5 protein-coding genes are annotated in these 17399 nt (G+C 44.1%); all 5 read right to left on the reverse strand.

All coding sequences use genetic code 11. The annotated features are described in order from the left end of the window. Positions 1–2734: hypothetical protein (locus tag OEV42_18650; GenBank protein MDH3976290.1), on the reverse strand; the 2734-nt coding region annotated here is incomplete at its 3' end. Positions 2735–3660: 926 nt separating this feature from the next. Then, positions 3661–4239 (reverse strand): transposase, encoded by a 579-nt coding sequence (locus OEV42_18655; protein ID MDH3976291.1) that lies wholly within the window; start codon positions 4237–4239, stop codon positions 3661–3663. A 277-nt stretch (positions 4240–4516) separates the two neighbouring features. Continuing rightward, a complete protein-coding gene (locus tag OEV42_18660; GenBank protein MDH3976292.1) occupies positions 4517–4645 on the reverse strand; it encodes a hypothetical protein in 129 nt (42 codons plus the stop codon). A gap of 642 nt (positions 4646–5287) precedes the next feature. Further along, a complete protein-coding gene (locus tag OEV42_18665) occupies positions 5288–5944 on the reverse strand; it encodes a hypothetical protein (protein ID MDH3976293.1) in 657 nt (218 codons plus the stop codon). A 204-nt stretch (positions 5945–6148) separates the two neighbouring features. After that, positions 6149–17362: an Ig-like domain-containing protein gene (locus OEV42_18670; protein ID MDH3976294.1), complete on the reverse strand. Its 11214-nt coding sequence runs from the start codon at positions 17360–17362 to the stop codon at positions 6149–6151. Between the last annotated feature and the right edge of the window lie 37 nt (positions 17363–17399).

The following is a 17399-nucleotide window of genomic DNA, read 5'->3' on the forward strand; positions in this document are numbered from 1 at the left end:
CGTCATACTTGTAGGAAAGTTTTTTACCCTTCGAATCAGTCACGTCCCTCACCTGCCCATCGGCATAGTAAGTATAGGTATAGGTGAGGCCGTCCTTGCTTGCCCTATGGAGCCGGCCGTTAATGTAGTAACTGTAGGTTTCTTTTGTTACGCCTTCCACCTTTTTTTCAGTGAGACGGCCTATGTAGTCATTGACATAAGTTATGGCAATTCCCCTGGCGTCGGTTTTGGTGTATTCATAACGGTTGGGATTGTAATCAAAACTTTTTTGCAGGCCCGTGGCATCGGTTTCAGTAAGCAGCCTACCCAGCTTGTCATAGGTGTAGGTTGTTGACTTGCCGTTGGCGTCGGTCACCTGGGTCAGCTTGTCCACCCCGCCGCCGCAGTTGCCGCAGCCGGCGGCGCTGTAACTCATGAAGGTGGCCTTATTGAGGGCATCGATAATGGCCTTCTGCCGGCCCAGATTCGTATAGGTATAGCTCGTTTTGTTCCCTTCGCCATCAATAACGGACTCGATGGAACCGTCTGTGTTGTAAAGGTAAGTGGTCCTTTCCTCATTCGGACCGATAAGCTGCACCATGCGGCCGAGAGAATCATATTTGTAGCGCGTGACGCGTCCCATGGTATCAGTAAGGGTGGACATATTGCCCAGCACGCCATAGGTATAGGAAGTGGTTGCATTAACGCCGGTAACGGAACTTGGCGAAGTAGCCGAAAGGAGCCTGTCCTGCTCGTCGTAGATCACGGTTGAAACCCTGCCCAAAGGACCGGTAGTGGTGACGTGCTTCTCCGTACCTATGGTCGTATATTGAATAAAGGTCTCCCTGCCGAGCGAGTCGCCCATATAGATTGGCTGTCCCTTATCGTCGTAGCGGTAGACAGTGCTCACAGCGTTAACGGGATTGCCCACATCATCGAAAGCTCCTTCCAGGGGCGTCGTTGTCGTGGAAATGAGACCGAAGGTATTGTAACTGTAGGTAGTGGAGTACTTTCTAAATGGAGAGACAAGCTCTTCCTCGATCGACTTTATCACATTACGGTTACCGTCATAACGTGTTGTCGTCTTTTTCTTTCCGCCAGCCTGGATTTCAGTCTTGAAGTAGCTGCCGTAGGTATAGAAGGTTACCCCCCCTTCGGGGTCTTCCTTTTCCTTCAGCTTCCCTTCCGTCTTGCTGTAGCGGTACTTCCAGACGCCGCCATCAAGCTCTGTTTTGAGAGTCTCACGCATATCACCCGTATAGTTGCTGTAACCGAGGGTACGCGTGCGAACACCGTATTCTGTGGTAACAGTCGAAGATGTGATCTTTCCGTCGACAAAGTTGTAAGTTACAAGCTTGCCGGAAGGATCGGTTTTGGTCTTTAGCAGGCCGTTTACATAGGTATAGCTCCATTTCGGATTGACCGCCCCCGCTTCGGGATAGGAGACGGAAGCTGTCGTGCCGTCAGGTTGAGGCACATCAAGCGGATAGGATGCAGGAAGCGGATAAATAATCTCCTCTAATGTACCGTCAGGATAGTAATTAAAATCGTAAATATTGCCCGAAGGATCAGTAACGGTATCGATCTTGCCATCAACGTAATCAATGAAAACAGGGGCAGGCGCTGTTGAATCAGCGACACTTGTCAAGAGGCCGCTGTAATAAGAAAATGTTGTTGTTCTTCCCCTTGTATCACTGATGGAAGAAATATTTCCGAAGACGTCAAAATGATAGACCGTGCCGTCAAGCTCTGTAATGTCCCACGTGCCGTCGCCGTTCTTGACGAGCGTCGAGGTATCGCCGCTCTCCGATGTATAGCTCCCGCCTGACGGCGTATAGGTACGGGCGCTGCCGGCGGCCGTTGAGAAGGCGACCCGCCCGTCACTGGTCTCTCTGAAATCGAACTCGTAGCCGTGCCGCCAGTTTTGGGCAACTGTACCGCTGTAAACGCTGAAGCTGTCGTAATAGAGCGAAAGATCGCCCAAGAGGTGCTGGCTGTGCGTATAGCGGCCGCTGATTGTGTTTGCCGAAGACTCCATGCCTGTACCTAAGGGGCCGCACTCTCCGCAACCGCTCCTCTCATCGATAACACCGTCGCAGTCGTTGTCTTTCTTGTCGGAACTGCATATCTCTTCTTCCACCTCTTTAATATAAACTTTTCCGTTATTATCATCACAGTCGTCACCGCAGGGGCAATAATAGTCACCTTCCTTATAATGCCCGTCACCGTCCAGGTCCTTGCAGTCCTTTATCAGGACCGTCGTATAGAGCGTTTTACTGTAATCATCACAGGCATTCGAAACGGTTCCGGAACCGACGAAACACTCAGATTCCTCAGCGTACGCCGGAGGCCAGGGATATTTACTGTCCCAGGTCCATATTGATTCTGTTGAACCGTCGCAGTATGTGTTGATAGTCTCTACAAAATTCTCTGTGTTATTTACCCTGTGGACATTTTCATTACATACGAGACTTGTTCCTAAAGTCCCGTTGCACGTATATTTTCTGTTATTGTCACAATCCCCCATGTAAACCGGTCCTTCAGTCCGGACATAGGACACCCAACTTTCTCTTGCGTTGTTACAAACTTCCCATACCCTGGCGTATACCAGAAGGCCACCATTATGGTATTCATAGGTATGTTCCAGTTCGCAGGCGCCGGCGTAATTATCGAGAACCTGTTGCAGCGCCTCCATTCTATAGCAGGCGCCGGCAGATAGGGGAAAGGCAGAGGAAACCAGGACTATCGAAGCCAATGTATATAAAATTGCTCTTTTCATATTTTTTTCAACCTTTCAAAAAATATAATCACAGGTGACTGCTGAAGGGATTCCGACCACGAGCCGGCAAATCCATATCCGCTCTTTAACAGGACAATTCAGGCATTGTTGGCAAATTTCTGACCTCCGGTCATGCAGCATCCTGATATCAAAAAAGATTTTTTTGTTACAAATAAATGTCTATCCTTCACCAGGTTAGGAAGAATTACAGAGATTAAAGTTAATTCCTTTTTTTCATGATCATTTGCCATTTGCTGCCAAACTCTTACACATTCAGCATATTAAGCCGCAGGAATTTTCCTGAACTGATTATATTTATCATTTTTTTTCCGTTGTTCATCATAATGTAACACTTTGAGGGGTCCGCTCTACGCATTTGATATCTCCAACACACTTTTAACTTTGATTAACAGCTTTTTCAATCCTCTGCCCATCCCACCTTCATAAAAAAACTTTGACTGGCAACTGTAGCTCCCACTTCACTGATTCAAAACCGGGTTAGCAACATATATCCAATTAACAATCCTGTCAAGAGACAGAAGTTTGATTCACAGCAAATATGTTTTATCGGATTAAAAGATCCCGATTTTATTGAGAATTTTTTTTATTTTTTTTTGCTTTTTTGAAAAATATTTCTTTTGTTGGAAGGAATTGAGGGTTTTTCCATGAAGCAAAGGGAGGTAAAACTGCGGAAAGGTGACTTCAGGGTTTGCCGGATTAATTCATTTTTTGACACTGGTTCCCTATTACAAGGGAGGGATAAATTTTCACAGATTGAAGTATGATTATCCTGGCAGACGACGCGCTCCCTTATCTTCGGTGGAAGGCATAGCCGGGGAAGCAAGAATTTATCTCTATAAAGAAGCACAAATAAACAAACCCTTCAATAGAACCTTATTACTTTAACCAATCATTAACTCTACAAACTCTCGATACTTCTCCTGGGCTGTTGATTTTTTTTTGTCGAAATAGCCAAGAATAAAATCTATCGTGAGCCATCCGGGACATAATTCCTTTCCCACATAGCTGTTATAGCTGCTCCAGGTGAATTCTTCCGGTTTTTTAACGATGCCTGCCGTCACGGGATTCAGGTGAATTTGGCGGGAAATTTCCTTTACATATTTATCTGCTTCAACCACTATTGCCTCATATCTCCCCTGAAAAAAAGACCCTCCTCTTTTTTGCTTAACATTAACGTACTCGGTATAGGCCCCTTTAATATGATCCATTAGCTGCGACAGATTGCCCAATGGCATCTCCAAGAGCAGCTGATAATGATTACTCATGAGGCAATAGGCATGAACAGCCGCGTCATAACGCCCAGCCGCTATTTTAAGGTAATGGAGAAAATACTCCCGGTCCTTTTTGCTTCCAAATATATCCTTCTCTTCATTCCCTTTCGATGTAACAGCAAAAAAAGCGCTCTTGATCCTTCTTGTTTTTGAATATGTGCTTCCCCTCATTATCCTTTCATGCAACATGATAATATCCCCCCTGAACATTCTATCATTTTACAGATCCGGCCCGGACTTTCACAAGCTTTCCCGGCACAAACGGAACCCAACATTAAATCCTTACACATTATGCCGGGTTTCATTAATTCAACGGCCCCACCACAAACAGCGAGGTATGAACAGGAAGATTACCTTCCCCATTTATCCCGAGACGGGGAAAATGTACCCACCAGAGATTCAGCCAGGCCACCCGCCTGTCGGGAACATCGGTCAAAAACACAAAACAGCTTTTCCCGATAACCTCCTAACAGGTAACAGACCCCTCCTCATAGCTGCACTTCTCTATAATGGACCACACCTTGCCATAGAATATAAGCAGTTCTCCATATACCCTGCGTATCAATGCCAACTCACAGGTAAACATTAATTTCAAAGAACAAATCCTGTTGATTAATTTCGCCGCTTCAACCATTGAAAAAATACCTGCGACCGAACCTCTTTCAACTTCTGCGCTATTTTGAAGAAAAGGGCGGTTTATGTCAAGGGAAAGAAGGAAAGAAAAAAGAGAAGAGGCGACGAGAGCACGGTAATTGTCCCCCCCCCTTCTGAAACGGTTATTTCAGAAGGGACTGAATTGAAGAGTTGCAGATGACTGAAACAAATTGACGAACGGACTTTAGCAACGGACTTATCAGTGCCGTCACTTTTCCGCAATGCTGATGCTAAACCGTTTGTCGCGCAGAAAAAAGTGTGTTGCCCGTCATTGCCCGGCAATTGCCTCTATTCCCTGAGATTATTACGGCAGACCGACCAATATCCTTGACAAGAAAAGCGTGCCCGGGGCCAAAACACCTTTAAAAGCTGAAAACAAGAGTAGTACAGTCGTGATAAAGAGAATATTCAACAGATGAAAAAGAAAATATGCGCTGCACACTTACTCTCGCATCATGTTTCCAGCCATTTTGTTTTTTTATACCTGGAAAAAGTAATTAAGTTAAGCAAAAAAGGGCCTGCCTTATCAAAAGCAGACCCTCTTTTTATCTATAATCTTAGATTGCAATGAAGACGACTTCGACTATTTCTTATATTCATCTCCCAACCTGAATGTGAGACCGACATTAATAAAAGAGTAAGAGCCTGAACCATCAATATCCTGGTCCACAAATCCTAATGTTTTGTGTTCAATAACTCCCGCGCTTGATGTCCCGAGAACACCTGTTTTAACTGTAAGTGTCATATTTTTGGCAAAGTTAAAATTGGCCCCTATAACAGGTCCGATACCAAAGGTTACGATATCTATCTCATAATCGTTGTCGGTATCCAGTTCACCCTGTGAATAAGAGAGCCTTATTTCAGGCCCTGCCCACAAACGTACTTTATTATTTCTTATGAATGCAAAACCAAAATCATGAGTCATGAACCAACCTGACGTTTCAAAAGTAGCACCGCTATCATATTCATAATCAGCAGAATGGAGACCGATATTAAGTCTATAGTTAAAAAGCCTATTTTTAGCTACAGCTGTATCTAAGACAAAACCAATGCCTCCTATTGAATCATCCGTATCCTCTTTCCATTTAGCGTAGGGCCATGACTGCTGTTCAATATCCCACTCCGTAGAACCTCCCCCACCGGAAAGATTAAAACCCAGACCAACAGCCATAGCATTTGTCGTCAGACAACTTGAGACAAAAAACAGAGTTAAAATATAAACAGCCACCTTTCTTTTCATGCAAAGCCTCCTCAATAATTAAATGTGAAAAAAAGAAGTATAGCAGAAAGAATAAAAAAGAAAAAGTGCCCAACTTTCTCAGTTGGGCATTTCTATTTATCCGGTGTCCCCAGTGGGATTTGAACCCCCGTCGCCAACCTGAAGGTCTAAAATAACAAAAAAACCGTAAGTGATTGATTAAAGGTCAGCGCCCCCCCTCAAACATCAATCCCTGTCCACTTCTTCCCGGTGGTCATGGTCTTCTCCTTCATCATCGTCATCATGAGACTCACTGCGGGAACTGAAATACCATTCTCCCTCCATTATCCTCAGGTACCTGGCAAGAAGCGTTCTCAATCCTGACGCGTCAAAGGAAAGCTTCTCCGTCTTGTGGAGAACATGGACCGTCTTTTTAATGACCTTTTCAATTTCAGATGACGTGCCTTTGGGCATAAGGGCAATCTCTGACAGCATATCTCCCATCGCTGCCAGGTCATTATCATCTTCGTCATCGTCACCTTCGCCGTCATCTTTATCTTTATCCTCATCTTTCCTGCCGTCATCATCGTCGTCATCGCTATGGCCGTCACCGGGATAGAGAAGAATATGCGCTTCCACCCAGCGCTGTGATTGCTGCAGCAGGCTCTCTGAATCGTCACTTACACTGAAATGGTAGGGATAGCTCTCAAAGAAGTCATAGCCGCTGCCGGAATTAATATAGACATCGGTCTTCTTGGTATAATCTCCCTCTTCATCGTCAACCCGCACAAAATACCGGTAAACCTTTTCCCCGCCACCTTCCAGGTAGAAGCTATATTCAAGCGGATCAGGGGTCAGGCCAAAGAGCGGCAGCGGCGCAAGGCCCTCTCCCGGGGTCTCAACAGCTTTCATCTCCATACCACCGCCATGCAATTTGATCCTGTTCCCCAGCAGTACCACTGATCCCGCAGCCGGAAGGGCCTCATGGGCGAGAAGATAAGCTGACGCCTTACCCAGCAGTTCCGCCTGCTCAGCCCGGTTGTCTCCGCCCAGGGCCGATGCCGTCATATTGTAAGTGAACAAGGCCGCCCTGCCCTGCCCATAACTGTTCAGTATCAGGGTGGGCACATCGGCTTCCTCCTTCTCTCTCTCTTTATCAACAGACAGGACTCGCAAAGCTCCCACTTCCACTCCGGCCTGGAGGTGGCTGTCGCAGTCCGGGCTGATCCGTACAGGACCGATGCTTTCACTGTCGCCACCCTGCCCCTCTATAACCAGGGTAAGATGGTAGTGCTCTTCCAGGTATTCATAAGGCGATGTAAGGGTTATGATCACACCCTCAGCGGTGACCTCGCTGATTACCAGATCGCCATCGGTATTGCCCCTAGAATCATTTGTCACTCCTCCTGGAAGTTTTTCAATTGCAATAAACTCCTCATCGATTATCCTCATTTCTTCTTCATCTTTTACGGAAAGGGTAGCAATAACCCGGTCGCCGATGGCAAGCTCTCTTGCATAGCTCAGGGTGATACTGCGAACCCCTTCGCACTCTTCCTCACCGGGGATAATTCCCGCAAGGGAACCGCCTTTGAGTTCCGTTTTCAGCACCCGGCCGGAAACAGTCAGGTTTTGCTCCGATGATAAAGGACTCTCATACAAATGTAAGGAATGCTTATCCTCTTCATCTGAGAGAGAACCCTTGAATTTGACGCCGAAGAGGTCATCCAGCTCGTGATTGACACTGTTGCCCCAGCCCGATACAAGCAGCCCCATTCCCCGGTAAACGCCTTCTTTCATCTCTCTCAGCATCTTTTCATCAAGCGGTTTTTTGTTGTCCAGAACCATGACCATGTTGTAAATACCGGAGCGGAACTCCTTGCGGAAAGCCTCTTTATCGGTTACAACGGTGTAATATACATGGGGAGACCCAAGGGCGTCTTCGATGAATGTCCGCATATCTTCCAGGCTGTACCGGTGATGCTTATCATCATGGTCTTCATGATCGTCGTCGTCTTTCTTTTTCCCCTTCTCTTTTTCACCATCATCATGGCTGTCATCATCGCTCTTTCCTTTTGAAGGGTCTTCCGTCCAGACCAAAACTCTCGGAAGGTTCAGGATTTCCGTTGTCATATCCACTCCGATGACAACAACGGTTATACGCTTTTCAGCCTCCGCATTATCAACCTTGTCCATGCTGTAGTAACGGATTACATGGCTACCGTACCCGAGAGCGTCCAGTTGGAAAGGTCCGCTGTACTTTTGAGGGACTGCCTGTCCATCAAAGAGATAATAGGTCTCTTTCACACCGGACAGGTTGTCTGTTGCGCTCAACGCTACTTCCGTCCTTCCCGTGATATAGATCGTCTGTCCATCTCCGAATACCTGGTCACTGAAGGTGATGGCTGTTTCCGGCGGTGTATTATCAACTATTACAAAGAGTGATTTCACTCCTTCCATATTTCCCACATTATCGGCACTGCGATATTCAATCAGATGCGACCCTTCGGCAGCTATCGTGAAAGGTGCATAGGCTGTCCAGGGACCGCCGTCTATGCGATATTCTGTCGATGCTGCACCGGAAAGCTTATCTGTTGCAGTAAGGGTATATTCTGTCGATGCTGTGACATAGAAATTGCCCCTTCCATCATCGAACTTCGGATTACCAACACTGATACTTGTAAGCGGCGGTGTGTTGTCTGTAATCACAGAGAGTGCTTTCACCGCTTCCATATTCCCCACATTATCGGCACTGCGATATTCAATCAAATGTGACCCTTCAGCAGCTATTGTGAAGGGTGCATAGGCTGCCCAGTTGCCACCATCTACCCGATATTCGGTCAGAGATACACCGGCCAGGTTATCGGAAGCACTAATGTTAAAAACAGAGTCTTGCCTTACATAGCTTATTCCACCAGACACATGCTGTGCTCCGGTCACAGTAAGCTCACTCACGGGAGCGCTGTTATCGACGGTGAAGGAGAGGTGCTGCGCCATTTCCGCATTGTTTACATTATCAACGGCGCTGTAACTCACCACGTGCTCACCTTCGGCAGCGACAGTAAATACGCCGTAAGGCAGTGGCGTACCGCCGTCAATAGAATATGAGGTAGAAGCCACACCGGAGAGATCATCGGCAGCACTCAAAGTAACCTTCGTATCGGCCCTCACAAAGAGGCGACCCGCTCCATCTGTATATTGCGGCAGACTAACTTCTGCTGTGGAAAGCGGTGGCATTGCGTCCGTAATAACCGCAAGAGACCTTATTTCTTCAACGTTACCCAAGTTATCGAGGCTCCTGTATTCGATTAAATGCACTCCCTCACTGCTCACAGTGAATGGCGTATAATCTATCCACGGGCCGCCATCAATTCTGAATTGACTGACAGAAACGCCGGAGTGACTGTCCTGGGCAGTCAAAGTAAACTGTGAAGCCGGAGTAACAAAGAAACTGCCATCGGGTGAACTAAACTGAGGGGCACCGGCTGCAATGACTGATACGGGAGCGCTATTATCAATGACAAAGGTAAGGGACTTTTCCGCTTCAACATTGCCTGCCTTATCAATGGAACGGTACCCCATAACATGTCCGCCCTCAGCGGCGCCAGCCATTGTAAAAGGTACAACATAGTCGATCCAGTTTCCACCGTCTGTCCTGTACTGGATTGCAGCAACACCGGATTCCGTATCGGTAGCGCTCAAAGTAAAGGTTGTTCCCCCTGATAAATAAGTCATATTGTTAGCAACAAAGAGAGGCGTACCGGGAATTACCTCAGTCACAGGTGGAGTACTATCCGTCTGGACGGTAAAGATCACCGGCACAGGTGAGCTCATATTTCCCGAGCGGTCTGAGGCCTTGACAGTGACCGTATGCTCGCCTCCATCCTGAAGGGAAGGCTCCCACAAGGCCATATAACGCCCTGCAGTAACATCACCAGTGGAAAGCGCATACCATGCACCATTATCAACTCTATACTCGACCTTATGAACGCCTGATTTATCATCGGTAACAATAGCGCTGATCTCGACAGAGCCGTTGTACTCAATCCCCTCCCGGGGAGAAATGACGCTAACGGCAGGCGGCATTCCGTCTATAATAGAAAGTGATGAATCAGCCAGGTAGTTTTCAATACCTGACGACAGGTAGACCAGCCTCACCGTATGGGTTTTCAGATCGAGATCTTGTGAAGGGAAAATCATCGTACCCGACTGTGAACCATTAACCGCTAAGGAAGCGTTCTCTTCTGCCTGCAATAGGGCCGTTCCCGTCACAGGATCGGCAATGGATATGCGAACAGTCCCATCATTGCCTGTATTGCCGAAATTACGAACGGTATAATCCGCACTAATAAGATTGCCTGCCATGAGAGAGGAATGAGCCAGTCCAATATCACCACTGACAATGAAGGAACTGCTGATTTCAAAAGAAGCCGTCTCCAGGGACAAAAGCGCTCCATCCATGTAGGTTACAACTTCAACAGTATAACCGCCCGGTTCATGGAGGGCCGTGTTCCAGCCAAGTGAAAGAGTCAGGTTGCTTCCGGGAAGAATATTATATAAGTCACTGTTTTCACTTAATAGCTTTGCACCTGAAGAATTCTTGACAATCGTTTTTAAAGTCAGGGTTGAAACCAGGTAGTTCTCACTCATGTTATTTACGTCAATCCCTATGTTGACATTACTGTTCGGACCATAGGTGGCCTGATTAGTACCAACCAACGTCTCTACTTGTATATCAGGCAGTACAGCGAAAGGAACTGTACTTTCTTCAATGAGTCCTGAACTACCTTTAAATATTACCTGAACATGATAAGTACCGGGATAGATGGAACCTGTGTTCCATGAATAGTTAAATTGACTCACTCCAGATTCTAAGTTCAGGCTTAACGTGCCAAATGTGGTTACTTCAAATCCATATACATCATTTATCCTAACTTCAAATAGGCCTTCCGCTGCCTCTCCACTGTTGGCAAGGTTCACTGTAATATTTACATTTTCATTCTTAACGTATTCATTTGAATCAAGAACTGTATATATGGAAATACCATCATCTTTTGATACGATAATTTCTTTTGACTCAAAGTTATTTGTTTCATCACTTTCGGTAACTTTATTATCAGGGTCTAAAACCGTAATGATTCCATTTATGCCCTCTTTACCGACAGCACTCCAGTCGGCAGTTATATTTACTGAAGAATGGGGAGGAATGTGAGGAATGACAGCAGATTTAATAAGCTCCAGAGAACCTGAAGAATCCCACATATATATATCTGCATCCACATTAAAAGCATCACTTCCACCCTTATTCCAGATATCGACCATGACACTGATTTGCTCACCATCAACAGGAGCATCAGGATAATAACTGATATCTTCGACAGTTGTCACCAGATCAGGCAAAAGGCCGACATCCAATAAAACCGAAATTGAATCAGATGAATTGCTTCTGTTTCCGGCGGCATCTACTGCAATTGAATAAAAACTATTATCTCCTACATCAAGGGTAACATCGTTAAAACTGAAATGTCCGTCTGGGTACGTTCTAAAAAATGTGGTATCCTCTGTGTAAACCAAAGCTCCAGACAATTTGGACCAATATAAATTATCGAGGTAATAAACATCACCTTTAAAAAGTTCAGCTTCTCCACCATTAAGGGGCATAATCCACATAGGTCTTCGATAAGAACCCTCTATCGTGGCATAAATAATCCTTTCTCCGTCCGGAGACCATGTTAAAAAGTTAGTGTTCGCCCCATTAATCGGTAATTCTGTCCATTCATAAGTAGACATATCTACTGTATATGTTTTCCAATCAGCATAAAATAGAAGCCTCGAGCTATCGGGAGACCAGCTATAAGAATAATCATCAATGTTAGTACCAATTAATATCGGATTCTCACCGGACAATCCTGCTACATAAAGATTGTCATTATCGTAAATATAAGAAATATTATTTCCATCAGGTGAAAATTTAGAAAATGACATCCTGCCATCAAACGTTATTTGGCTTAATGAATTAGAGGGCAAATCCTTAATCCAGATATTTGTATATTGACTGCTGTTAGAAGTTGCTCTCGTAAAAATAATCTTCCTGCTATCTGGTGACCATAGGGGATCATATTCGTAATAATACGACCCATCTGTTATATTACTAATCTCATTTCTTTTTCTATCATAAATAGCAAGACGGTAACGGTAGTAGTTATTCACTATATATTTTTGGATATAGGCCACCTTCTTGCCATCAGGTGACCATGCGGGGGAAATACCTCTTTCAGCTAACAAACTATCTACGCCTGATTCCAGGTCTAAAATTCTGAGACTGTCTGACGTTTCATATACAAGTGTGTTACCATCAGGAGAAAGGGAAATGCTTCCGGGATAGTCTGTCAAATTGCGATTAATACTCTGATCATTAGCAACCGTACTACGCTCATACACACCATTTTTATATAGTTCAATCGTTGCTCCTATTTCAGCCTGACCGGAGATATCAGTTCTATCATCCGTAACTACAAGGGGAGATGCTGCAGTTGTTGGCAACAAAATTATTGGCTTAGCCGCTATATCATCTGAGGGTGTACCCCTTACTTCATTAGAATAAGAGCTTTCATTACCAATAGAGTCCTCAGCAGAAACCACATAATAATAACCTGTACCATTAACCAAACCTGAATCCAGATAGGAAAGCTCTGCCAGAAGAGTTGAATTAAGTTTTACATACTGCACACCTGATTCCAACCGTCTGTAAACATTATATCCACCATCAATCAAATCCACAGGTTCCCATGAAATTATTAATGCGCTCCCCTCCTCAACAGCGCTAACGGAAATAATAACAGGAGGTGCCGGAGGTGGGCTATTTATCTCGACAGATGCCTCATTTGAAAAGTCACTCTCATTACCAGCATGGTCCACTGCAATAATTCTATAAGAATAGTTGCCATTTGATAACGCATTATCTGTGTAAGCAGTATCAGTAACAAGGCCTTCGACGAGTGCCAGCCATCCGGCCTCACTGTTTCTGTATACACGATAGCCGGCGATATCGGGTTCTGAATTGGCAAACCAGCTTAATACGGCACTGGAACCCGAAGCTATAACACTCAAGCCTGTCGGCGGAAGCGGAGCTACAATGTCACCGACTGTAACTGACAATGTTTCAGAATGAGGGCTTGTGAGGCCATAGTTATCAAAAGCTACTATAGAATAGTTATACACTCCATCTATCAAAGCTATATCCTCATAGTATGTTGGAACTTCCCCACTAGCGCTCTCTTTATAGGCAGTAATTTCATGAACGTTAACATTCAACGGCTGAAAGAGCTGCCCTAAAATATTAATTCTAATATTTCCGGTTAAATAGGGCTGCTCAAAATCATAGGTGCTCTTTATCGCCTGGTCTCCAGTAAGCGTACTGACAGTAAGCCACTCACCATTTTTCAAGACCTGTATTTCAATCTTTACTATCCCATAGCTATTACCCCAATCAACCTCCATACGACTGACCAAGTCAGTCGAACCAAGATTAATCTGAAACCAGTGAGAAATATCGAAGCCCCAAAACCCTAAATCAGGACTCCAATATGTGTCTGGATTTGTATCAACAGCATATTCAGGCTTGTAGATGAACGAACTCCACCAGCCCCCACTACTGGTGGAAGAAGCACTCACAGAAGTAATCTCAAGGGGATCATAATTCCCAGTACTACCCGACGACCCAATTAATTTTTCATTCCTGTATACGTAGTATTTCGCTATATCCGGTTCAACGTTTGCATTCCAGGATAAACTTACGTCATAGTCAAGAACGGTTGCAGCCAAGCCCGTCGGGACAGCCGGAGGATCATCAAATATGATTGTAACCGGTTTCGAAACTCGGCTTTTATTTCCCGAGTTATCTGTCGCAACAACTGTAACTGCATTTTCACCGGGGAGAAGTGATAAATCAGCAACAAAACTTCCGGTTATATTGGCAAAAATATTTGAAGTCAAAACTTCTCCTGATTCGTTAAGAACAGAAATTTCTAACGAAGCTAAGGACGCTGCATTCCACCCGGAAACATGAGCAGAGCCATCCGTAGTAAAAGGGCTGAACCTTTCTAAAATTGGCTGATAAATAAGGGCATCAACAATCTCTGAAATATCACTTTCATTAGCATAATTATCAACCGATGACAATGCATAGCTATGCTGTCCATCGGCAACATCAACTAATAAGTAACTATTTTCTGTAATAACAGATGAATTAACCCTGATTCTGCTGCCGTTAACAACTTTATATAAATTGTACCCCCCAAGATCCGTTTCGTTGTTGGCAGTCCACGTAATCAGTATATCGACCCCATCAACAGAGGCATTTAAACCTTGAGGAATAGCAGGAGGCGTCTGGTCAATATAAGTAAATGTTATAAAAGAAGGTGAAGAATCTACTTTTAGACTGGTATCTGTTGCAACAGCACGCAGATTATAATCTCCTGACTGCAAAGTGATACTTTCGGGATCAAATTCGAGGTCATACGGGAAGGCATCTACCGGCGCCCCTAAACTAATCCAATTTTGGTCATTCACACCCTTATACTGATACAAAACATTTAAAATATCTTCATCTGGCGTTTCTGATCTTATTGTTGTTTTTGCATGAATAACAGAGCCATCTACAGGCTGGACAATCGTCATATGAGGCTCATTATTGTCAACACTTGCACTTATAACATTAGATTTGACACTCAGGTTTCCTGCTTGGTCAACGGCTATAACATAATAACTATAAGAGCCATCATTCAGGTCTTCATCCCAGGTATCACAGCCCCAATAGTAACAATAAGATTTTATAATGTAGGGAGTAATATTTTCTGTAGAGTCATCTGCAGCATTAAACAATTGGTCGTTTCGGTAAATAAGGTAACCCTCAAGATCGCCATCAGAGAGTTTACTCCACAGAAGCGCAATATCTGCATCATAAACATTTGCATGTATTAACTCAGGTGTTGATGGTGGAGTATTATCAACCGTTACTCTAACAAATGAATCATCAATATTACCAATAATATCTTCCGTTTCAAGCTTCAGTGTATATACACCATCGCTGTAACCTGAAGTATCCCATTCCATAAGGACACCATAGGGAACAGGCAACGGAGAAGATCTTAACATATTCCATGTGGATGGACTAGTACCGCTACCAATAAAAATTCTATATTGAGAAAAGTCACTTGCACTATATGCAGTTCCCTTAATCTCGACAAGCTCCTTTACAAAAGCGTTATCAGAAGGGAAAACAATCTTTGCTTTTGGGCCTTCCCAATTAATTTCAAACTGGGCCGTATTGGAAAGTTCACTTTCCCAACCTGCATGATCAACAGCCTTGATACCATAAATATAAGTTCCATCGATAATATTTTCATCGAGGAAGGAAATGTCCGTTATAATTTCACTATTTATTAGATCGTCATTTCTGTAAATATTGTACCCGGCAAGGTCAGGCTCAACATTCTCCGTCCAGCTCAATTGTACCGCATCTGCATTTATTAGGTTTGCAGACATAATTGGCGATGCAGGAGGTTCAGTATCTATTTTAATGTTTACTTTATTTTCCTGTATATTTCCGGCCATATCTCCAGCCGTCAACCTGATACAATACTCTCCATTTGAAGGAAGAGTATTCCATGAAAAAAGAAGATCATCCGAAATTGAAGAAGAGTCCGACTTAAGATACTTCCATGAAAAGGCTGCATTACAATGGCCTGGTGCGTACTCTAGAGTATATTTATCCAGGTTCTCGTCAAAAGCGCTGCCTTTAATATCTATAGGCCCTTTTACATAGTTTCCATCTTGCGGTGATAAAATAGATACATTGGGAGGGCTGTTATCTACAAATATCCCTACCGAAATATCATTTTCCAGACCCGCTTTATCTTTTGCATAAAGGGAAAGAGTGTATCTTCCGTCAGACAAGTCATTGTTTCCGGAAATAAGCCAATTATAGAGATTCTGGCTTTGGGGTAAGGTGGTTCCACTGGTCAATTCTACCCACTGCGATGGATTAGCCCCAGAGCCATATCTGAGAATATAACTTTCAATATTATTCTCTGATATTACAGCTGATATATTTATAGTATTTTTCTCTAACCCAAAACTTTCTCCCTCAACAGGATTAATAAACGCTATCTCGGGTTTAGTCCTGTCTACAATAAAGCTTCTTTTAATTTCAGAAACATTACCAGCATGGTCTCTGGCAAAAACAGTTAAAATATAATTACCTTCATCGAGTTTTTTCAGAATGCCGAATTCATGATTAATGATTGAACTTTCACCACTTTCAACAGGTATATCGCCAGACGCACCTGTATAATAAACCCTGTATTCAGACAGGTTTAGATCACCCACTGTGCCAACAACTGAAATATCATTCGAGAAAAATGTATTACTTTCAGGTTGAATGATCTCAATTGTCGGAGCCGTAGTGTCGACAAAAGCTGTTATCTTCTCAGACTGTGTAATATTTCTGTCAGTAAGCAGCTCCGCTTTCAAAATTATCGTATAACTTCCATCACCTACAGAAACACCGGAACTATCATCTCCATACCATTTAAGGTAATGGACTCCCACTGAACCAGAAATATTCTGAAAGGTTTTTCTAAGACTGCCGCTGGAATCATAAATGTTGATATGGACATCAGCTATTTCCTTCAATTCATACATCATATCCAGGGTATCAAATTGATGATCTTCATTAGGCGACAAAAAGACTTGTGTTGTATCAAATCTCTTAACAATATTCGCTCTGCCATCCAGATTTAGCTTGACGCGTTTCTCACTTTTATTTTCATAACGGTCTTTCGCCACAACTTTAATCGTCCATATACCCTCAAGACCATAACTATCCCACCTTCCAAGAACGCCGTTAGTTTCAGGCTTTGCGCCCGATGATACATTAATCCAGCTTGACGGCTCTTCACCCTCCCCTGCCAGAACCGAATAACTTGTCAAATTGACATCCGTTACCGTACCCACAATTTCAACAATATTGCCGGGCACCTCCCCTTCCTGTGGAGAAGATACTAGAACCAGAGGCGGCGTATGATCGACTTCAACCTTAATCCATTGCTCAGTCGTATTATTACATGTGTCTGTACCCTCTACGGTGATGGCATATGTACCATCATCTACAATAGTTGGTGAAGGGCCAATGCCTGCCCAGCTAAATCCCGACGTGCCCCCGGAATGTTGCACACCCGAAAGCAATAAGCTTAGCGGTGGACCAGCAGGGAGCTGATCAGATTCTTTGTCAGGAAGACTGTATAATTTGGAAGTAATAGATGCGTACTCATCTGTAGCATATGTTATATTTGTCTTATCAAAGAAACCGTCGTTATTAGGTGAAATGCCCTTATTATCAATACTAAGATTCTTTATCTGTGTGGGACCATTAATGTTTAAAGAAGTTGAGTAGCATCCCATATTACCAGCAGCATCAAAAACTTTAAGCTGGAGCCCA

This window comes from Deltaproteobacteria bacterium (assembly GCA_029860075.1).
Taxonomy (GTDB): Bacteria; Desulfobacterota; JADFVX01; order JADFVX01; family JADFVX01; genus JAOUBX01.